We start from the raw sequence: 18471 nt of genomic DNA on the forward strand, positions 1-18471 counted from the left end.
CGCTTTCTATTGCGCGGGCTTCTCCACCAGCGCGAAGTGTTCGACAGCCGGGGGCGCCGTGAAGAACGGGCCGACGATGGCGCGCCATTTCGGGAACAGCTCCGACTCGCGGAAGCCGACGGTGTGGTCTTCCAGGGTAGCCCACTGGATCCTCAGCAGGTAGCGCTCCGGCGTTTCGGCGCTGCGGCTGACGCTGTAGCCCTGGAATCCCTTGGCATTGGCGATGACAGTCGTGACGCCCTTGTGGATGGCGGCTTCGAATGCCTGCTGCTGGCCCGGCTGGATGCGCAGGTCGGCGACTTCTTCAATCATGCTTGTCTCCTGGTTTGTGAATGGGACAATGCCCCCACGCTGCGCAGGCTGACGCCCGCTTGCTGCCCCCCAAGGGGGCGCTTTTTACCTTGGGGCGGCCCGGCGGTAAAAAATCAGCGCTCGCTGTAGAGTACACCGCCGCGAGATTTATGGTCGGGATCCGCTTCGACGATCTGCACGATGACACGGTCGCCATCGATGCCGAAGCTTTCGACGACCGCTTGCGTGATTTTCTGCATGAGCATTTTCTTCTGCTCGCGGGAACGGCCTTTGACGGCGTAGACGACGACTTCGGGCATGATGGATTCCTGTGTCAGTTATGGGAAAGAGGGCTTGGTCTTTGTGGCAAAGCGTCAGTTTGCACTGATATCCGCGCTTTTGACAACGGCCGCCCAGCGCTCGGACTCCCTGGAAATGAATTTGCCGAAATCCTCGGGCGTGCCGGGAACGGTGACGGATCCCAGCTGGGTAAAGCGCTCCCTGGTTTCGGGCTCTTCCAGGACGAGATTGACCTGCTCGTTGAGGTAAGCGACGATGGCGGCCGGTGTTCCGCTGGGAGCCATGAGGCCATACCATGCGGGCGCGTCGAATTCGGCATAGCCCGCTTCGGTGAAGGTGGGCACGTCGGGCAGCGCTTCAAGCCTGGCCTTGCCCGTGACGGCCAGCGGTACGACTTTGCCTCCTTTCACCTGGGGAACGGCGGAGGGCGCCGTGTCGAAGATGGCCTGGATCTGCCCGCCGATCAGGTCCATCATGGCGGGACCGCTGCCCTTGTAGGGGACATGGGTCATGTCCAGCTTGGCAATGGAGTTGAACAGGTGGCCCGCCAGATGGACGGAAGTGCCCGAGCCGCCGGAACCGTAGTTCACCATGCCTGGATTCTTTTTGGCGTAATCGACGAGCTCCGCGACGGTCTTGACGCCGGTGTGCTGGCTGGTCAGCAGCACGGTCGGAGAGCTGGCGAGGTGGGCGACGGGCGTGAAGTCCTTTTGCACGTCGTAGCGCAGGTCCTTGTAGATATGCGGATTGATCGCCAGCGTCACCTGGGCGAACAGAAGCGTGTATCCGTCGGGATTCGCCTGCGCGGCAAGGCCGTTGCCGATGTTGGTGCCGGCGCCTGCGCGGTTTTCCACGATGATCGTTCCGTTCGTGCGTTCGTGCAGGCGCGAGGCGATATAGCGCGCGATATTGTCGCTGCCGCCGCCGGGAGCGAAGGGAACGATGATCGTCACCGGGCGGTCCGGATAGTTGTCGGGGCCATTGCCGGCCAGGGCGGGCGTGATGGGCGCGGAAAGTGCGGCGATGAATGCGATCGTGCGGGTAAGGCGGAACATGAGTTGTCTCCTCGATGTGGTGGATGTCGCACTGGCTGGTCCCCGCGGGGCGGCTGCCAGTGCCGGTTGTCCGGGTTTTGCGGGAAATGCGTTATTGCTGTGCTTCGATGTGCGCGATGACGGCTGCGCTGAATGCTTTCGTGCCGATCGCGCCCTTGAGGTCCGGCGTGCGCGTGCCGGGGTTCGCCAGCGTTGCTTCGACGGCGGCATGGATGGCTTGTCCCGCAAGGCTGCAGGCGGCAAGCCGGCGGTGTTCGCCCAGCCATTCCAGCAGCATGGCGGCTGACAGGATCATGGACGTTGGATTCGCCTTGTCCTGGCCCTGGATGTCGGGGGCGGAGCCGTGCTGCGCCTGGGCGCAGCACAGGTCGTCGCCGGCCATGACCGAGCCGGCAAGACCGAGACTGCCGGACAGCTCGCTGGCCAGGTCGGACAGGATGTCGCCATAGAAATTCTCGGCGACCAGCACGTCGAATTGCTCCGGATTGCGGACCAGGTAGGCGGTCGAGGCGTCGACCAGCAGGTCGTTGAACGCGACTTCGGGGAAGTCCGCGGCCACCTTGCGCGCGCACTCCAGGAACAGGCCGTCCGTCATATGGAAGCTGTTGGCCTTGTGGATGGCCGTGACCTTCTTCCCGCGCTTCATGGCGAGCTCGAAGGCGCGCCGGGCGATGCGCTCGCTGCAGTGGCGCGTGATCTTGCGCACGGAAATGGCCATGTCCGGCGACGGCATCATCTCTCCCCAGCCGCGCGACATGTTGCGGTCGGGATAGAAGCCTTCGGTCGCCTCGCGCATGATGACCAGGTCCATGGTCTTGCCCGCGCTCAGGTTGCTGGGCAGGAACGGCCGGGTGCGGGCCGGGCGGACGTTGGCATACAGGTCCAGCCCGACGCGGAATGCGCCGGAGATATTGCGGCCGCCCTGCTCGGGAGCAGGGTAGTCTGCGTGGGACTGCGTTCCCAGCAGGATGCCGTCGAACTGGCGGGCGCCCTGCAGTACGTCTTCGCGCAGCGTGGTGCCGTGTTTTTTGAGGCTGGCGAAGCCGATGTCTTCGTAGGTGAATGCAATGTCCAGGCCGAACCGGCGGTCGGCCGCTTTCAGGACGTCGACCGCCGACGACACGATTTCGGGGCCGATGCCGTCTCCGGGGAGTACGAGAAATTTCATGATGGTTCCAACGGGAAAGAGGTTGCCTGCAAGGGATCAGGTGTTGTGCTCGGCGGCGATGGGGCGTGTTTCTCCCGTTTCCACCAGCGTGCGGTTGGCATCGGGAGAACCGTAGATCCACATGATCTTCATGGGCTCGGTTTCCGACGCGTTGCGGAAGCGATGGGGCACGCCCGCGGGAATGAAGGTGACGTCCTGCGGGTTGACCTCGAACTCTTCGCCGTCGATATCGAAGAGTGCGTTGCCTTCCAGCAGCAGTACGCTTTCCTCGCAGTTGTGATAGTGGAAGGGGATCTTTGCGCCGCCCTTGAATTCCGTATAGCCCGTGATGAATACGGATGCGCCCAGCCCCTTGGTAACGAGCGGCGTCGTGCTGGCGCCGCCGCCGCGATCATGCTTTTTCAAAGTGCCGGGCTTCAGGAGAACCGAGTTGGATTTGGTCTTGATCATCGGAGTGAGTCCTTGAAAGAGGTGCTTAGCGGGCAGGCCCGATCCACAGGGTCTTGATGTTGGTGAATTCGCGAATGCCGAACTCGCCGAGTTCGCGTCCGTAGCCGGATTGCTTGATGCCGCCGAAGGGAAGCCGCGCGTCGGAGGCGACCATGCCGTTGACGAATACCGCGCCGGCCTCGATACGGCGCACGAGCGTTTCGGCGGCCGACAGGTCGCTGGTCCAGAGCGCGGCGCCCAGGCCGAACTCCGTCGCATTGGCGATGCGGATGGCGTCTTCGGTATCGGCTGCGCGGATGATGGCGGCGACCGGGCCGAAGGTTTCCTCGGTGGCGGCGGTCATGTCCGGCGTGACGTGATCCAGGACCGTGGGTTCATAGAAATAGCCGAGGCCCGCGACGGGCTTGCCGCCCAGCAGCAGGCGCGCGCCTTCTTGCAGGGATTTCTCGACCTGGGCGTGGATGTCGTCCCGCAGGTTTGCGCGGGCCATGGGGCCGATGGTCGTGTCGCGGTCCTCCGGATTGCCTGTCTTCAGCGTTGTGGCGGCCTCGCAGAAGGCGGCGACGAACTGGTCGGCCACCGAGGCGTCCACGATGAAGCGCTTGGAGGAGATGCAGCTCTGGCCTGTGTTGGAGAAGCGCGCCTTGACCGCAGCCTTTGCGGCGGCGGGGATGTCGGCATCGGCCAGGACAACGAAAGGATCGGATCCGCCAAGTTCCAGCACCTGTTTCTTCATGAGCTGGCCCGCCTGCGCGGCCACCAGCTTGCCTACGGAGGTGGAGCCGGTCAGCGTGACCGCCGCGATACGTTCGTCCGCCAGTACGGCGGCGACGTCGGAGGCTTCAATCAGCAGCGTGGCGACCAGACCGTCGGGAGTGCCTGCCTCCTGGAATGCCTGCTCCAGGGCCAGGGCGCAACCCGGAACATTGTTGGCATGCTTCAGCAAGGCGCCGTTTCCGGCGGCCAGCGCGGGAGCGGCGAAACGGATGAACTGCCAGAACGGGTAGTTCCAGGGCATGATGGCCAGCACGACGCCCAGCGGATCGAACACGACGCGGCTGTCGCTGGCGTTGCTGGCAACGGGCGTGTCCGCCAGGAACACGGGCGCCGTCCTGGCATAGAACTCGCAGGTGACTGCCGATTTCTCGATCTCGGCTTCGGCTTCCGTGATGGGCTTGCCCATTTCCCGGGTGATCAGCAGGGCATAGGCTGCGCTGTTGCGCCGCAGGACGGTGGCAAGGGACAGCAGCAGCGATGCGCGTTCTTCGACGGGCTTCAGCGCCCAGTTCTTCTGGGCCTTCGCGGCATTTGCCAGCTTTTGCCCAACCTGTGCAGGCGTGTGCAAGTCGTAGCTGGCGATGCGCTGTTCGGTTGCGGGGTTGATGGCGTGGATCATGAGAGGACACCTTTGGAGGAAGCGGTGGATGGCTGGAAGCCGTAGAGCTGCGCGGGGTTGTCGACGAGGATGGCGTGCAGCCGGGCGGAATCACCCGCCCAGCGCGCCAGGCGGGCAAGCGCCTGCAGGGCGTCTTCCCGCCGGAATGGTTCGATGGCCTGGCTGTCCGCGTTTCGTACGCCGTTGCCGCCTGTATGCGGCCAGTCCGATGCCCAAAGCAGTTTTTCGGACGCCAGCGACAGATAACGCTGCGTGGCCCGGGCGAGGTCTGCGTACTCCGGCTGTGTGGATACCCGGTATGGCGCGGACAGCTTGACCCAGGTATTGCCGGCGAGAAGCAGGTCCGACACCAGGTCGACGGCGCTGGCGCCTCCGCCGAAGTGATCCAGCACCAGAGGGACGTTCAGCGCTTCCAGCATCGACGCCAGGCGTGCGAGCAGGGCGGCGTCCAGGTGCAGCTGCAGATGCCAGCCCAGCGGGCGGATGCGGTCGGAGGATTGACGGCACAGGCGGACGATGCGATCCAGGCCGCCGGCGTCTTCGGGCTGCACGCGCAGGTTCAGGCGCAGGCCGCGCACGCCGCTGTCGTGGAGATGGCGCAGGGCCTCATCGGTAATGGATGCTGGATCGATGACGGCGATGCCGCGCGCCGCGCCGGTGCCCAGTGCTGCCAGCGCGGAGAGCATGGCGGCGTTGTCGGTGCCGTAGCAACTGGGCTGGACCAGCACGGTGCGCCCGGTTCCCAGGCGCCTGCGCAGCTCGAGCAGCTCGCCGATGGTCGCGGCCGGAGGGGTATAGCTGCGGCTGGTGGCATACGGAAACTGCTCGGGCAGGAAGACATGGACATGGCAGTCGCATGCGTCCGGCGGAATGGAAAAAGGGCTGGTCGGGCTGTTCATGCGGCTAGTATATGGTACTTTGTTTAATCAAAATACCATAAAGATCAAAAAATAAGGGAAAACACCTAACGGGTTGCCGATGGCAGCACCGCCGTCGATACCATGTCTGGTGGGGTCGGGAGCGGGCGCGTTACCATAGCGGCTCGCCGCGATCGTCGATGAGTTCCGCATGCCAAACACACTGCCGTCACAACTGGTCCGGGATATCCTGCAGCATATCCGCGTGAATGCGCTGGAGGCCGGCACGCGCCTGCCCGAGCGCGGCCTGGCCGAGGCGCTGCGCGTATCGCGCTCGCCCGTCAGGGCGGCCTTGCAGCAGATGGCGCGGCAGACCTTGATCGAGCGCCATCCGGACGGCGGCTTCATGGTGGGAGAGCGTTCGCACGAGCAGCCTGTCCTGCCGGAGGAGACGGAGTCTCCGATGGAGAGCATCTATCTCCAGATCGCGCAGGATAGGCTCGCGGGCCTGCTGCCGGACAGGATCACCGAGAATGAGCTGATGCGGCGCTATGGCGTGACGCGCTCGCAGCTGTCGGATATCTTGCGGCGCATCGTCCAGGAAGGCTGGATCGAACGCTTGCCCGGCCACGGCTGGCTTTTCATCGAGGCGATGACATCGCCGGATGCGTATGCCCAGGGCTATCGCTTCCGTTTGCTGATCGAGCCGGCGGGAATCCTGGAGCCGGGCTTCACGCTGGATGTGCCCCGGCTGCTGCAATGCCGCGAAGAACAGCGGGTCCTGACCGAAGGCATGGTCAACGTGGTGTCGCCCGCGCAGATTTTCGATGCCAATACCCGGCTGCATGAAACCATCGCGGCCTGTTCCGGCAATACCTTTATCCTGGATTCGCTGCGTCGCCTGAACCGCATCCGCCGGCTGATGGAATATCAGAAGGCAGTGGATCGCGAGCAGGCCTTGCGGCGCTGCAAGGAGCACCTGGTGCTGATCGACCTGTTGCTGGAGCGGCGCACCGTGGAAGCGGCGGAATTCATGCGGCAGCATCTGCAGAGTGCGGCGCGCGAGAAGCAGTTGTCGGCGGCGGGATGAAGGAGGCCGTCGGTATTTGTCCTTGCGGCAGCGGGCGGGCCTATGCGTCCTGCTGCGGACGCTGGCATGATGGACCGCAATACCTGCAGGCGCCGGATGCGCCGCACCTGATGCGGTCGCGCTACAGCGCATTCGTGCTGGGCCTGGCGGATTATCTGCTGGAGACCTGGCATCCGAGTACCCGTCCGGCGGCGCTGGAGCCCGACCCGCCGGGTTTGAAGTGGCTTGGCCTGCAGGTGCGAGGCAGCAGGCAGGAGACGGAGGATGCAGCGTTCGTCGAGTTCGTGGCGCGCACGCGCCTGAACGGCAGGGCGCAACGCCTGCATGAGGTGAGCCGTTTCGTCAGGGAGCAGGGCCGCTGGTTTTATGTGGATGGCGAGTTCCGTTGAATCCCGCCGGGATTCGCGGCAGATAGCAGAGAGGAGTGCCGATGGATGAAGAGGTGGCTACCGTTACGGTAGTAGTGACAGGAAAAGTGCAGGGCGTCGGCTACCGCCACGCAACCGTCCGGCAGGCGCACGCGCTTGGTGTCAAGGGATGGGTGCAGAATATGGAAGACGGCAGCGTGCACGCATTGCTGCAGGGAAGCCTGGATAGCATAGACCGCATGCTCGCCTGGATGCGCATCGGCCCGCCTCGTGCCCGCGTGGACGATGTCGCGCACCAGGATTCCGACACGGAAAAACGCTATGCGTTCTTCCAGCAGGTCTGACGTTCCTGAGGCCGCCAGCTTCCCTCCCGTCGTCGGACACGATCCGGGCATCCTGGTGCTGGGTTCGATGCCGGGCGTCAGGTCGCTGGAACGGCAGCAGTATTACGCGCATCCGCGCAATGCGTTCTGGCCGGTGATGGCCGAGGTGTTCGGCTTCGATGCCGCCCTGCCTTACGAAGCGCGGCTGGCGCAACTGGCAGCGCATGGCGTGGCGCTGTGGGACGTGCTGGCTCAGTGCCGCCGTCCGGGCAGCCTGGATGCTGCCATTGAAAGGGACAGCATCGTCTGCAACGATTTTTCCGCTTTTCTTGCACGGCATGGCGGTATCCGTCGCATCTGCTTCAACGGCGCGACGGCCGAGCAGCTGTTCCGGCGCCACGCCTTGCCTGGCCTGGCGGAACGGCAGTTGCCGGAACTGGTGCGCCTGCCGTCGACCAGCCCGGCGCATGCGGGCATGGTGTTCGAGGAGAAGCTGCGGCAGTGGCGCGCAGCGCTGGCGGTGTAGGGTGCATTGCGAGTCGCCTCGCAATGCCTGCGCGCCAGTGCGGCCGGACCTCAGTTGCTGAGCGAAATCCCGGCCTGGGTTGCGACACGCTTCCATTTGGCGATGTCATTGCGCATGACCTCGCGGAATTCTTCGGGGGTGCTGGCGACAACCGTACCGCCGATCGATGCGAATGTTGCCACCATCGCAGGATCCTTGAGCGCCTGGACTGATGCCTCGTGCAGGCGGGCCTGGACGGCTTCGGGAATGCCTTTTGGAGCAAGCAGGCCGTTCCAGGCTTGCGCATCGTAGTTCTCGATGCCCGCTTCCTTGAATGTCGGCACGTCGGGCAGCTCCGTCGAGCGCTCATTCGAGGCGATGGCAATGGGCTTGAGCTGGCCGTTGCGGATGAAAGGCAGCTCCGCCGCGATGGGTTCCCAGATCATGGAAACCTCTCCGCTGATGACGTCGGTGAAGGCCGGGCCCGCACCCTTATAGGGAATATGCAGGATGGAAACGCCGGCGCTGGACTTGAACAATTCCATGGCGAGATTTCCCAGGCCGCCCGCGCCGGACGATGCATAACTATAGGCATCCGGCTTGGACTTGAGCGTCGCGATCAGGCCCGCCATGTCATCGGCGGGAAACGATGCGGTGACGCTCAGCACGCCGGGGATGGTTTCCATCAGTGTGATTGGCGTAAAGTCTTCCACGGGATCGTATGGCAGGTTCGTGTAGACGGCCGGGTTGGAGCCGTGCGTGCTGGAAGAGGCAAGCAGCAGGGTATAGCCGTCGGCGGGGGCGTCCGCGACAAAGCGCGTGCCGATCGAACCGCCCGCGCCGGCCTTGTTTTCCACGATGATGGTTTGCTGCAGCGCCTGGCCCAGCTTGTCGGCGAACAACCTGCCGATGATGTCGGCCGTTCCGCCGGGAGCGAACGGTACGATCAGCCGTATGGGCTTTTCAGGGTAGTCCGCGGCGGCGGGCAACGCGGCAGTGACGCCGAGGGCTCCTGCAAAGGCGATCAGCCATCTGGAAAGGGGGTGTGCAATCATGTCTTTTCTCCGTGGTTCTGGTTTGTTTATGCCAGTTGTGCGTGCAGCCACTGGCACATGAGGTCGGCGATCTGCCGGGTATTACGGTCGAGCATCAAAAAGTGGGAATTGCCGTGGATCTCCTGCCGGGGCAGATCGATCAGCGCCGTATGGGTCGTCTGGCCGAGGCTCTGCCAGAATGCATCCGCCGTCTTGCGGTATGACTGCCACAAGGGGCTGTGTTCGATGTGGTCGCCCCAGATGGCAAGATGGGGAGCTTGCGAGCAGTGGCTGGTATCGGGCATGCCGGTCGGCTCCAGGGCAACCACGGCTTTCACATGGGATGGCAGCCGTTGCGCGACTCTCAGTGCGTAGCCGCCGCCCTGGCTGTGGCCGATGAGAATGCAAGGGCCTATGCGGGACACCAGGGCTTCGTAGGCTTGCTGTTCCAAGGCCATGTGATCCGTCCAGCGCGGCACGAACTGCTTGCTGAAGTCGTCGAATGCGTCGCAAGGAAATTGCTGGCCGGCAAAAGCGTTGCGCTGTGCGGGTTCGGCGGCATAGCCGCCGGCGGGACCAATGCGGAAAAGCGACCAGGCTTCTTCCTTGCTGCGGTAAACCGGCAGGTCGTCCTGCGAGGCCAGCAGCCAGGACGAGCGGCCGCGTTCGGGGCCATCGGCGATCATGACGTCGAAGCCGCTTTGCAGCAGCAGCCATAGCCAGCCATCTTGCTGGTCGGGCGTCGCTTCCCACTGGCTGCCGCACATGCCGCCTCCGTGCCAGAGGAGGACGGGATACGGATGGCGCGGATTTGCCAGTCGGTATTCCTGCACATAGATTTGTCCGACGGTATAGCTGCCGTTCATATCGATGGCGCGTGGTTCCGCGTCCGGCACGACGTGCCGCGTCTCTATGGGGGTATTACGGATCTGGTGCGGAGATCCTCCGACATAGAAGCTGCGGATAGAGCGAAGGGACAAGGGTGCGGTGGACGGCATGGATGGCAAATGCAGGAAGAATGGCCAGTCTTGAATCGTAGGGATATTCTTTGCCGGGATTGGTCTTTTTTTGGCATCACTGTGCCAGAATGGCACAATACGTAAGGTACTGGAGGAGGCGGGATGCAGATCAAATGGCTGGAGGACTTTGTCGTGCTGTCGCGTTCAACGACTTTTCTGCGGGCGGCCCAGGAGCGCAACGTCACGCACCCCGCGTTCGGCAGAAGAATCAAGGCGCTTGAGTCATGGGTTGGCATGCCGCTGCTGGAGCGGGGCATACATCATGTGGAACTGACGCCTGCCGGACGCATATTCCTGGCATCGGCAGTGGAGATACTGGCGGTCCTGAAAGATACGAAGGCGATTCTCCATGAGCCGGAACGGCAGCGCACGCGGCGGATCTCCATTGCTTCGGGGCGCACCTTGTCTCACTCCGTCCTGCCGGCACTGATTTCACGGGTGCGTCGGATATATCCCAGGCTGCACGTGAGCGTGACGACCACCAGCCTGTCGTATGGCATCGATATGCTGGTGGATGGCAAGGTCGATATGCTGCTATGCCATGCGCACGATACGCTGCCGGACAGGATCGATACGCAGGATTACGTTTATCACAGAGTCGGCAGGGACCGGCTGGTGGCGGTCAGCGCCGCAATAACCGGCGGGCATCCCCGCTACCGGGTTCCAAGACAGCCGGGCGATCCCATTGTGCCATTTCTGGACTTCGCTCCCTCCATGTCCATGAGCCGCATTCTGCGCAGCCGTTTGCATAGCGTGTGCATTCAGGACCGCCTGGATCTGGTCTATGAGTCTGATCTGGCCGAGGCGATCCACGCCATGGTCAAGGAGGGCGTGGGGCTGGCATGGTTGCCGTTTTCTCTGGTTGGCCGGGATATCGAAGCCGGAAGCCTGGTGCGGGCGGATGCGGCCAGTTCCGATATAGAGATGGAGATCCGCCTGTATCGCGCCCGGAAAAGTCCGAAAAGCCTTTTGCAGGAAATCTGGGAGCATTGGAGCTGAATGCGGGGCGGAGAGCCACAGCTTGCTGCTGTTGCCGTCAGAACTTGACCTGGCCCAGCGCATCCAGGACGTGCCCGTAGAAAAGCTGGCCCGCCGGGCTGAGGGATCGCCGCGCCAGGGTCAGGATGCCGATGCTGCGTGTGACTATGGGATTCGCCAGGGGAATGTAGCGCAATTCTTCCGTGGCCCCCGACGACAGGACTAGCTGGGGAAGAATGGTGATGCCCATATTGGCCTGCACCACCGCCAGCAGGGATGTCGTGTTGGGAAAATAGAACCGGTCGTGCTGGTCGATCGCTTCGCGCGCGCGGCCCCTGATGATATCCATGGTGCCGTTGCCGATGAGGCGCTCGTTTTTCAGATGCTTCCAGGTGGCCTGCTTCAGGTTCGCCAGGGGATGGCGCTTGCTGCACACGATGCCCATCCGGTCGTGGAAGATTTCCTTGTAGACGAGCCTGTTGTCCGGCTCGCTTTCCCCGCAGAAACCGAAATCTACATCGCCCGACAGCACCGACTTTCTGACGAACGCGGTGTCGCCGTCGCTCATGTGTATGTCCACATCGGGATGCCGCGCCACGAACGGTTCTATTGCGTAAGGCAGCACTGCTCGCGCCAGCGAGGGAACCGATGCGAAGCGGATCGACCCTTTGCGCCCGTCCGCCAGTTCGGCCATCGCCTGCACGGACCGCTGGTATTCATCCAGGAGCTGATGGGCGATCCTGCAGACAGATTCGCCATAGGGAGTCAGCTGGGATCCCGTTCCTTTCTCGAACAGCGCAACCCCCAATGTCTTTTCCAGCTCCTTGACCGCAATGGAAACGGCGGGCTGTGGGCCAGAATATCGGCCAGCCCCTGGTCATCGAAAACAAGGCTGGGGCCAGCGCGGCCATCGGCACCGAATACGTTGCGCGCTCGCCCGCCGATGGCTACACCCTGCTGTTGGCCAATCTTCCCGTCATGGCCATCAACGAGCTGCAGTTTCCCAAGCTGCCCTACAACGCGAAAAAGGATCTCGAGCCCGTCGTCATGCTGGCCGACCAGCCCTACATCATCGCGGTGCATCCGTCGACAGGGGTGAAGACGCTCGGTGAATTCATCGATCTGGCCAAGAAGAGCCCCGACAAGTTCACCTTCGGCTCGGCCTCCAGTTCGACATACCTGGCCGGCGAGCTGTTCAAGATACGCGCAGGCATTCAGATGACGCACGTTCCCTACAAGGGGAGCGCCCCGGCCATCAACGATCTCCTGGGCGGGCACATCACGCTCCTGCAGGATCCCGTCATTACGCTTCTGCCGCACGTGAAGGCGGACAAGGTGGTCGCCCTGGCCGTTACGGCGCCCAAGCGTGTGGATATCGCGCCCGAGATTCCCAGCTATACGGAAGCCGGCCTGGTCGACATGAACATCACGTCCTGGCAGGGCATCGTGGCGCCCGCAGGCACGCCCAAAGAGATCGTGGAAAAGCTGAACGCCGAATTCAACAAGGCGCTGCAGGACTCTTCCGTCATCGAGCAATTGCAGAAGCAGGGCGTGACTCCGGTGGGAGGATCAGCGCAGCAGTTCGCCGATTTCGTGCAGCAGGAGCGCGAGCGCTGGAGCGACATTGCCAGGCAGGCCAATTTCAAGCCGGAGTCGATGTGAGCCTGATCGAGGATGCAGCCGTGCGGCGGCTGCAAGCCCTGGGACATGAGCTGCCTGCTCCCACGGGCACGCAATTCGACTACCTGCCGGCCAGCCGGCATGGGCGGACGGTGTATGTCGCCGGACAGATCCCGAAAGTGGCGGAACGCCGTCTGCTTGCCTACGGCATCCTGGGGAAGGAAGTGGATCAGGACCTGGCGATCCGGTCCACGCAGTTGTGCGTCCTGCATGCGCTGGCCTGGGTGCGCAGCCTTGTCGGCAGCCTGGACGAGAATGTGGAGCGCATCCTGCGGGTCAACTTCTTCTTTCAGGTGCCCGAGGAAACATTCGGCAGCATGTCGGAGATAGCGGACGCGGGTTCCCGCCTGCTGGTGGCGGCGCTGGGAGAGGAGCGCGGCCGCCATCCGCGCAGCGTCATCGGGGTGCGGGAACTGCCGCGCAATGCGCCGGTCCTGGTCGATATGGATGTTGCGGTGCGCTGACGGAATGCAAGCTCGGGCAGTATAAAGTTCCGGTTTTCCGCTGTTGTGCGGCTGGGCAGTAGTAAAATAAAATGAAAATGATTTGCATTTGATAATATGCTTTATCTGATGCATTCTTTCATTGTCATTTTCTCTTCCTGCCTGCTGCTATGCCTGCCAATGAATCCATGGCGCCTGAAGCCGCCAATGCGGATGCCGCGCCAGAATCGCTATTGACGGCGCTGGTGGCGCACTACGATGAGCTGGTGGATCATGTCTATCGCCGATTTGGGCGCAAATCCATGGCGCATGAAGTCGTGCATGAGGCCTGGATCCAGATCCAGATGCGCAAGACCGCCAGGGCCATTCATTCGCCGTTGGGGTTGCTGCGCCGAATTTTGCATCATCTTGCCGTCGATCACTGCCGTCGTTCCGATACCAGGCAGGCCTTGGCCTGCTGCATGGAGGCGTTGCCCGATGCGCCCTCGGACCAGCCCAGCGTGGAACGGGTGCTGGATGCCAGGCGGGAATTGCTGATGCTGGCCGAGGCCATCCAGAATCTTCCGCCGCGCTGCAGGGAGGTGTTCATCCTGCATAAAATACATGGGCTTTCCCAACGAGAGGTTGCGGAGATTCAGCAGGTTTCCCTGAAGACGGTGGAAAAACACCTGCGTCTTGGCATGCGGGCGTGCCGTTCCTGCCTGCCAGCCTGACCGCGGGCTTGCGCTGCGCAGGGACTTCTCCCGTCAATTTCTATTGATTCCCTCATGACTGATCCATTGTCTCGCCCCGAACATGATGAGCCGGACTGCGGCGCCGCCGATGCACGCCCCGGACGACGTGTCGATGGGCGTCTGGCCAGGCATAGCGAGGAGTTGCAGGAGCTGTTTCCAATGCCCGATCTGGCGCAGTTGCGGGCGCAGGCCCAGGCGCGAGCGGACAAGCGGCGCGGCCGAAAGCGTTTGGCGGGCGGCCTGGGAGCGTTGGCTGTTGCCGCGCTGCTTTGGCAGGATCCCGCGTATCGTACGGAAACCTGGACGACGGCCAGGGGCGAGCAGCAGAGACTGTCGCTGAGGGATGGCTCTGCGTTGATGCTTGATTCCGGCTCGGAAATTCGCGTGTCCTGGCATCTGCGCAGCAGGCGTGCGCAATTGCGGCAGGGGCGCGCTTTTTTCGATGTGGCCAAGGCCGTATACCGCCCTTTTGCCGTGCAGGCCGGATCCGCGCAGGTCGATGTGGTCGGGACGGCGTTCGATATCGGCAGAATGGGAGAGGATGTCAGTGTGCGGCTGTACCGGGGGGCGGTTGATGTGTCGCTGCCGGTGGAAACGCCGGCGAATGTTCGGACCTATCGCCTGGAGCCCGGCATGGCGATTGATGTTGCTTCGGGGAAGATACTGAGACGGCAAGGTCTGGCCGAAGGTATTCCCGACTGGGCCCAGGGGCAATTGGTATTCGAGCGGCAAACCTTGGCGCAGGCGCTGGTTGCCATCCGGAGATACCGTCCGGAAACTATTGTGCTGGAGGATCCGTCGCTGGCCGAATTGCGTGTGTCGGGGGTATTCCAGATAGCGCGGCTGGATCAACTGTTCGATCTGCTGCCGCAGATATGGCCTGTACAGGTCCGCCGGGATGGCGATGCCATTCATATCGGCAAGGCTGGCGGCTGATTTGAAATAAATTGTATCTTCAGGGTGGGGTTTTCGGCTTGCCAAACGGCAGAGGGTGCATGTCATCCGTTTTCACTGTTTCCAGGGGACCCTCTGCCATGAATCTGACGCATCGCCATATCCGCGGTTACCGCCTGCTGCCCGCCATTGCGCTTGGCATCGGCCTGGCCACCTCGGTGCATGGCCAGGCTGCCAGGATGGAGTTCAACCAGCCAGCCATTGCGCTTGACTCCGCCATCAACCAGGTTGCCCGGCAGTCCGGCGTACAGGTGTTGTTCGATAGCGACCATGCCAGCCGCCTGATGGCCCCCGCGCTGCAGGGAAGCTACACGGCAGACGAAGCGCTGCAACGCTTGCTGGCGCGCTCCGGCCTGGTTCTCGAGGCCCGGGGCGCAGGCACATATGTCATTGTCCGCGATACGGCTGTCGGCCAGCCTGTGCAGTCCGCCGGTGCGATATCTGGCGTGGACACTCTGCCAATGGTGACTGTCGTAGCTTCGCGAGCGCCGCGCTCCATCGATGAGACGCCGAACACGGTCTGGGTCATCGAGCGTGAGCAGATCGAGGCCCAGGCAAGGGCGGGGGTGCCCTTGAAGGAAATGCTGGGCCAATTGGTGCCGGGCCTGGACATGGGCGGCCAGATGCGGACCAACTTCGGGCAAAACCTGCGTGGGCGTCCGGCCCAGGTCATGATCGACGGTATTTCCCTGAATGGTTCGCGCCTGCTGAGCCGCCAGTTCGACTCCATCGATCCGTTCAATATCGAGCGTATCGAAGTGCTGTCAGGCGCGACTGCGATCTATGGCGGCAACGCCACGGGCGGCATCATCAATATCATCACCAAGCGGGCCGATGCGTCGGCGCCGACCTTCACCAGCGAGGCCGGCATTCGTACCGGCGGCCGGGGATCGGATGATTTCAGCTGGCACGGCGCGCAATCCATCCAGGGCGGCAATGATGTGGCGCAGGGAAGGCTGGCGATAGCCTATAGCCGCAATGGCGGTTCATACGATGGCAATGGCGATCGAGTATTGCCGGATATTACGCAGACCGACCTGCAATGGAACCAGTCCATCGACGTGCTGGGAACCGCGGACATCGATCTGCAGGAGTGGGGAACGCTGAAGCTGCTGGCCCAGTACTACGACTCCGGATATAAACCAGGCAAGGCGCTGTGGATGCAGCCAGGGCCGGGCAACAACATCCTGAACCCGTCCGACCTGGACGTCCGCGATGGGTTTTCCTCGGACGTTGAGCCCAATACCAGGCGGCATCTGCTGGCGGCCGATTATCACAAGCCCGGCGTGTTGGGAGGACAGGAACTGTACCTGAAGGCTTATCACCGCGACGAGTCTTTGAAGTTCTATCCATTTCCCGGCGCGGATGCGAATCCGCTTGGCGGCGCTCGTGTCCCCTATTGGAGCACGTCGACCCAGGAAACGACGACGTATGGTTTCAAGGCCATGCTGCTGAAGGACTGGTCACGCCTGCGCTTGAGTTATGGCGTGGATTACGACCATGAAAAATTCAAGGCGAACCAGACGATGTTCGACGTGAATCGCGCTATAGGCAGCGGTGGCTTGCAATTCAGGGAAATGTCGAGTCTTGGGCGTTATCCAGGTTTCGAGACGGATATCTGGAGCGCCTATGCGCAGGCGGATGCCAAGCTGACGGATCAGTTGACTTTCAGTGCGGGCATACGCCACCAGAAGGTGGATATCGAAGTGGCGGACTTTGCGCAAGTGGCCCAGCAGCGTCTGGTTGCCGCGGGATATGGTGTTGCGGCGCAGGCCATACCCGGAGGCAAGAACGATTATTCCACGACATTGATCAATGCCGGCCTCGTCTACCGGCTGACTCCCGCCCAGCAAGTCTGGATCAATTATTCCGAAGGCTTCGAACTTGCTGATCCGGCCAAATACTACGGCACTGGCGCGACCTACAAGCCGCTGGCCGGGGCGAATTCCGTCTGGGAGCTGGATCGCTATCTGAGCGTTTCGGGCACGAGCATGGCGGCAATAAAGACCAAGTCCATGGAGGTGGGGTGGCGCTTCAACCAGGGCGGCTGGCATGCGCAGGCGGCGCTGTTCCATTCCCAGTCCGACAAGTCGATAGCGGTGGATCGGTCCACATTGACGATTCAATTGAACGAATCGAAAGTCCGCAATTATGGATTGGAAGGGCAGGTCGACTATCGCTGGGACAGCGGGTGGTTCGTCGGCAGCTCATTCCTGTTGCTGCGCACGGAGCAGCAAGATGACGGCACATGGAACCGGCGAGGCGTCTATTACGCCAGCCCCTCGAAGGCGACGCTGTATGCGGGACGCCAGACGGACCGGTGGGGCGTTCGCCTGCAGGCTGCGCATAGCCTGCGCCTGAACAGCGATGTACCGAGTTTCGGTACCGGCCCGGGCGAGAGCCTGCCCAGCCTGACTCTGTTCGACCTGATGGCAAACTACCGCATGAAGCACGGCAATGGCGCTAGGGGCACGATCAGCCTGGGCGTGCAGAATCTGTTCGATAAAACGTATGCCACGCGTTGGAGCGAACAGGCCAAGCTGGCCTATGCCTCGTCGATTGCGCCTTCCGTCCTGGACTTCAAGGGGCAGGGCCGTACGTTCGCGCTGACATACACCCTGGAGTACTGATATGCGCTCCCTGACGATGCGTATCGGTCGTTCCAGGCGTCTGCTGGCGGCAGCATGTCTGGCATGCTTCCCGCTTGCGCAGGCCATGGCCGCTGCCGCCGCATTGCCTGCAGAACAGGCCGGACATGCGATATGCGGGACCGCCGGCAATACCGTGCGCGATATCGGCGCGGGACTCTACGAGCTTGCATACAGCCCTCGCCAGAATCTGCTGTATGCGGCTGTTTCCGGAGGTTTTGCCGAAGAGGCGCCGCCCAGTCGTATTGCCGTGCTGGATCCGGAAACGCTGGAGGAAAAAGCGGGCATTCTGCTGCCGTACAAGGCCTTTGGTCTGGCGCTGGATGATGAAAGCGGGCGTTTGTATGTCGGGCATTCCCTGCATGGCCGGATCAGCGTCATCGATACTGCGAGGCGTCGCAGCGTCGGAGAAATCGTGCTCAGCCAGCCTCGCCCAGACGGTAAGCGCTATCGGCATGATCTCAGAGGCCTGCTGCTGGACCCGTCGGCGCGACGCTTGTACGCGCCTGGGCTTGCCGCGGGAAACAGCGTGCTGTTTGTGATCGGACTGGATAGCCTTGCGTTGGAGAAGACGGTGCATGGACTGGGCTTCTATCCGACGGGCATGGCGCTGGACGATGTGCGCGGACGCTTGTTTGTGTCGACAATGGCTGGCGAGATCCTGGTCCTGGATACGGCGACGCTGAAGGTCGTCCGGCACTGGAAGCATGCGGGAGTCGAACAGCCGGTCAGCCTGTCTTACGATAGCGGAACGGATCGGCTGTATGTCGCTGATCAAGGGATGGAAACGATCCGGAAATGGCAGCAGCGCCTGCTTCCGGACTTCACGTCCCGCCATCCCGGCAATCGCGTAGCCGTGCTGGACGGCGGTTCTGGCAGCCTGGCGGCTTCCGTCGATGTCGGGGAGAATCCCTTGGCGATGTGGCTGGATCCCGGAGCGCAACGACTGTATCTGACGGAGCGGGGAGGCGGTCATGTCGCCATGCTGGATGCCCGGACGCTGGAGCGCTTGGAGGACTGGTCCGTGGATGGCTTGCCCAACAGCCTGGCTGTCAGTCCCGGGCAGGGCGCCCTGTGGATTTCGGTGAAGAATCCTCCCGGGCAGGACAAGCTGGCAGAGGAAAAACTGGCGAAAATATGCCTGACTGAATTCTGAAATCAAGCTATAATTCCAAGTT

21 protein-coding genes are annotated in these 18471 nt (G+C 62.5%); 11 read left to right on the forward strand and 10 right to left on the reverse strand.

The features are described from left to right. Positions 1 to 6 precede the first annotated feature (6 nt). From EV686_RS15890 to EV686_RS15920, 7 genes are all read right to left on the reverse strand, one after another. Entirely contained in the window at positions 7 to 312 is a 306-nt protein-coding gene (locus EV686_RS15890) for an antibiotic biosynthesis monooxygenase family protein (protein WP_132477937.1), read from the reverse strand. A gap of 113 nt (positions 313 to 425) precedes the next feature. Further along, positions 426 to 611: a tautomerase family protein gene (locus EV686_RS15895; protein WP_132477938.1), complete on the reverse strand. Its 186-nt coding sequence runs from the start codon at positions 609 to 611 to the stop codon at positions 426 to 428. A 54-nt stretch (positions 612 to 665) separates the two neighbouring features. After that, the gene (locus EV686_RS15900; protein ID WP_132477939.1) at positions 666 to 1646 is read right to left on the reverse strand and encodes a Bug family tripartite tricarboxylate transporter substrate binding protein; all 981 of its coding nucleotides are present in this window, start codon (positions 1644 to 1646) and stop codon (positions 666 to 668) included. Between the two features lie 91 nt (positions 1647 to 1737). Beyond that, on the reverse strand, positions 1738 to 2814 hold the full coding sequence (locus EV686_RS15905) for an isocitrate/isopropylmalate dehydrogenase family protein (protein WP_132477940.1): 1077 nt from the start codon (positions 2812 to 2814) through the stop codon (positions 1738 to 1740). A gap of 36 nt (positions 2815 to 2850) precedes the next feature. After that, a complete protein-coding gene (locus EV686_RS15910; protein ID WP_132477941.1) occupies positions 2851 to 3264 on the reverse strand; it encodes a cupin domain-containing protein in 414 nt (137 codons plus the stop codon). Positions 3265 to 3289: 25 nt separating this feature from the next. After that, positions 3290 to 4660: an NAD-dependent succinate-semialdehyde dehydrogenase gene (locus EV686_RS15915; protein ID WP_132477942.1), complete on the reverse strand. Its 1371-nt coding sequence runs from the start codon at positions 4658 to 4660 to the stop codon at positions 3290 to 3292. Then, a complete protein-coding gene (locus EV686_RS15920; RefSeq protein ID WP_132477943.1) occupies positions 4657 to 5559 on the reverse strand; it encodes an amidohydrolase family protein in 903 nt (300 codons plus the stop codon). The genes EV686_RS15915 and EV686_RS15920 overlap by 4 nt, the downstream gene beginning before the upstream one ends. A gap of 169 nt (positions 5560 to 5728) precedes the next feature. On the opposite strand from EV686_RS15920, the gene EV686_RS15925 reads away from it, so the two are divergent. From EV686_RS15925 to EV686_RS15940, 4 genes are read left to right on the forward strand one after another with little or no spacing between them, the layout of a single operon-like run. Further along, positions 5729 to 6607: a GntR family transcriptional regulator gene (locus EV686_RS15925; protein WP_132477944.1), complete on the forward strand. Its 879-nt coding sequence runs from the start codon at positions 5729 to 5731 to the stop codon at positions 6605 to 6607. Continuing rightward, positions 6604 to 6996 (forward strand): YchJ family protein, encoded by a 393-nt coding sequence (locus EV686_RS15930; RefSeq protein ID WP_132477945.1) that lies wholly within the window; start codon positions 6604 to 6606, stop codon positions 6994 to 6996. The genes EV686_RS15925 and EV686_RS15930 overlap by 4 nt, the downstream gene beginning before the upstream one ends. Positions 6997 to 7037: 41 nt before the next feature. Further along, complete coding sequence (locus EV686_RS15935) at positions 7038 to 7319, forward strand: acylphosphatase (RefSeq protein WP_132477946.1); 282 nt, start codon at positions 7038 to 7040, stop codon at positions 7317 to 7319. Then, positions 7297 to 7824: a DNA-deoxyinosine glycosylase gene (locus EV686_RS15940; RefSeq protein ID WP_132477947.1), complete on the forward strand. Its 528-nt coding sequence runs from the start codon at positions 7297 to 7299 to the stop codon at positions 7822 to 7824. The genes EV686_RS15935 and EV686_RS15940 overlap by 23 nt, the downstream gene beginning before the upstream one ends. Positions 7825 to 7874: 50 nt before the next feature. Here EV686_RS15940 and EV686_RS15945 read toward each other — a convergent pair whose 3' ends face one another. After that, on the reverse strand, positions 7875 to 8858 hold the full coding sequence (locus EV686_RS15945) for a Bug family tripartite tricarboxylate transporter substrate binding protein (RefSeq protein ID WP_132477948.1): 984 nt from the start codon (positions 8856 to 8858) through the stop codon (positions 7875 to 7877). A 26-nt stretch (positions 8859 to 8884) separates the two neighbouring features. After that, positions 8885 to 9835 (reverse strand): alpha/beta hydrolase, encoded by a 951-nt coding sequence (locus EV686_RS15950; RefSeq protein ID WP_132477949.1) that lies wholly within the window; start codon positions 9833 to 9835, stop codon positions 8885 to 8887. 123 nt (positions 9836 to 9958) lie between these two features. On the opposite strand from EV686_RS15950, the gene EV686_RS15955 reads away from it, so the two are divergent. Then, complete coding sequence (locus EV686_RS15955) at positions 9959 to 10855, forward strand: LysR family transcriptional regulator (protein WP_132477950.1); 897 nt, start codon at positions 9959 to 9961, stop codon at positions 10853 to 10855. A 37-nt stretch (positions 10856 to 10892) separates the two neighbouring features. Here the strand turns inward: EV686_RS15955 and EV686_RS15960 are convergent, their stop codons facing one another. Next, positions 10893 to 11642, reverse strand: a complete 750-nt coding sequence (locus EV686_RS15960; RefSeq protein WP_132477951.1) for a LysR substrate-binding domain-containing protein — start codon at positions 11640 to 11642, stop codon at positions 10893 to 10895. A gap of 41 nt (positions 11643 to 11683) precedes the next feature. On the opposite strand from EV686_RS15960, the gene EV686_RS15965 reads away from it, so the two are divergent. From EV686_RS15965 to EV686_RS15990, 6 genes are all read left to right on the forward strand, one after another. Further along, a complete protein-coding gene (locus tag EV686_RS15965) occupies positions 11684 to 12496 on the forward strand; it encodes a Bug family tripartite tricarboxylate transporter substrate binding protein (protein ID WP_132477952.1) in 813 nt (270 codons plus the stop codon). Next, a complete protein-coding gene (locus tag EV686_RS15970; protein ID WP_165972648.1) occupies positions 12493 to 12978 on the forward strand; it encodes a RidA family protein in 486 nt (161 codons plus the stop codon). The genes EV686_RS15965 and EV686_RS15970 overlap by 4 nt, the downstream gene beginning before the upstream one ends. Positions 12979 to 13127: 149 nt before the next feature. After that, positions 13128 to 13670, forward strand: coding sequence for an RNA polymerase sigma factor (locus EV686_RS15975; RefSeq protein WP_207901831.1), 543 nt, complete (start codon positions 13128 to 13130; stop codon positions 13668 to 13670). A 54-nt stretch (positions 13671 to 13724) separates the two neighbouring features. Next, positions 13725 to 14627 carry a FecR family protein gene (locus tag EV686_RS15980; protein ID WP_132477954.1) on the forward strand — a complete coding sequence of 301 codons (903 nt, stop codon included), beginning with the start codon at positions 13725 to 13727 and terminating at the stop codon, positions 14625 to 14627. Positions 14628 to 14725: 98 nt separating this feature from the next. Next, positions 14726 to 17275, forward strand: coding sequence for a TonB-dependent receptor (locus EV686_RS15985; RefSeq protein WP_165972649.1), 2550 nt, complete (start codon positions 14726 to 14728; stop codon positions 17273 to 17275). A 1-nt stretch (position 17276) separates the two neighbouring features. Then, positions 17277 to 18449 (forward strand): YncE family protein, encoded by a 1173-nt coding sequence (locus EV686_RS15990; protein ID WP_132477956.1) that lies wholly within the window; start codon positions 17277 to 17279, stop codon positions 18447 to 18449. Positions 18450 to 18471: the final 22 nt, after the last annotated feature.

The organism is Paracandidimonas soli (assembly GCF_004342005.1).
Taxonomy (GTDB): Bacteria; Pseudomonadota; Gammaproteobacteria; order Burkholderiales; family Burkholderiaceae_B; genus Paracandidimonas; species Paracandidimonas soli.

Excerpts from the sequence above, each read along its gene's own strand:
- EV686_RS15890 (WP_132477937.1), bottom strand. The coding sequence starts at position 312 with ATGATTGAAGAAGTCGCCGACCTGCGCATCCAGCCGGGCCAGCAGCAG.
- EV686_RS15895 (WP_132477938.1), bottom strand. The coding sequence starts at position 611 with ATGCCCGAAGTCGTCGTCTACGCCGTCAAAGGCCGTTCCCGCGAGCAG.
- EV686_RS15900 (WP_132477939.1), bottom strand. The coding sequence starts at position 1,646 with ATGTTCCGCCTTACCCGCACGATCGCATTCATCGCCGCACTTTCCGCG.
- EV686_RS15905 (WP_132477940.1), bottom strand. The coding sequence starts at position 2,814 with ATGAAATTTCTCGTACTCCCCGGAGACGGCATCGGCCCCGAAATCGTG.
- EV686_RS15910 (WP_132477941.1), bottom strand. The coding sequence starts at position 3,264 with ATGATCAAGACCAAATCCAACTCGGTTCTCCTGAAGCCCGGCACTTTG.
- EV686_RS15915 (WP_132477942.1), bottom strand. The coding sequence starts at position 4,660 with ATGATCCACGCCATCAACCCCGCAACCGAACAGCGCATCGCCAGCTAC.
- EV686_RS15920 (WP_132477943.1), bottom strand. The coding sequence starts at position 5,559 with ATGAACAGCCCGACCAGCCCTTTTTCCATTCCGCCGGACGCATGCGAC.
- EV686_RS15925 (WP_132477944.1), top strand. The coding sequence starts at position 5,729 with ATGCCAAACACACTGCCGTCACAACTGGTCCGGGATATCCTGCAGCAT.
- EV686_RS15930 (WP_132477945.1), top strand. The coding sequence starts at position 6,604 with ATGAAGGAGGCCGTCGGTATTTGTCCTTGCGGCAGCGGGCGGGCCTAT.
- EV686_RS15935 (WP_132477946.1), top strand. The coding sequence starts at position 7,038 with ATGGATGAAGAGGTGGCTACCGTTACGGTAGTAGTGACAGGAAAAGTG.
- EV686_RS15940 (WP_132477947.1), top strand. The coding sequence starts at position 7,297 with ATGCGTTCTTCCAGCAGGTCTGACGTTCCTGAGGCCGCCAGCTTCCCT.
- EV686_RS15945 (WP_132477948.1), bottom strand. The coding sequence starts at position 8,858 with ATGATTGCACACCCCCTTTCCAGATGGCTGATCGCCTTTGCAGGAGCC.
- EV686_RS15950 (WP_132477949.1), bottom strand. The coding sequence starts at position 9,835 with ATGCCGTCCACCGCACCCTTGTCCCTTCGCTCTATCCGCAGCTTCTAT.
- EV686_RS15955 (WP_132477950.1), top strand. The coding sequence starts at position 9,959 with ATGCAGATCAAATGGCTGGAGGACTTTGTCGTGCTGTCGCGTTCAACG.
- EV686_RS15975 (WP_207901831.1), top strand. The coding sequence starts at position 13,128 with ATGCCTGCCAATGAATCCATGGCGCCTGAAGCCGCCAATGCGGATGCC.
- EV686_RS15980 (WP_132477954.1), top strand. The coding sequence starts at position 13,725 with ATGACTGATCCATTGTCTCGCCCCGAACATGATGAGCCGGACTGCGGC.
- EV686_RS15985 (WP_165972649.1), top strand. The coding sequence starts at position 14,726 with ATGAATCTGACGCATCGCCATATCCGCGGTTACCGCCTGCTGCCCGCC.
- EV686_RS15990 (WP_132477956.1), top strand. The coding sequence starts at position 17,277 with ATGCGCTCCCTGACGATGCGTATCGGTCGTTCCAGGCGTCTGCTGGCG.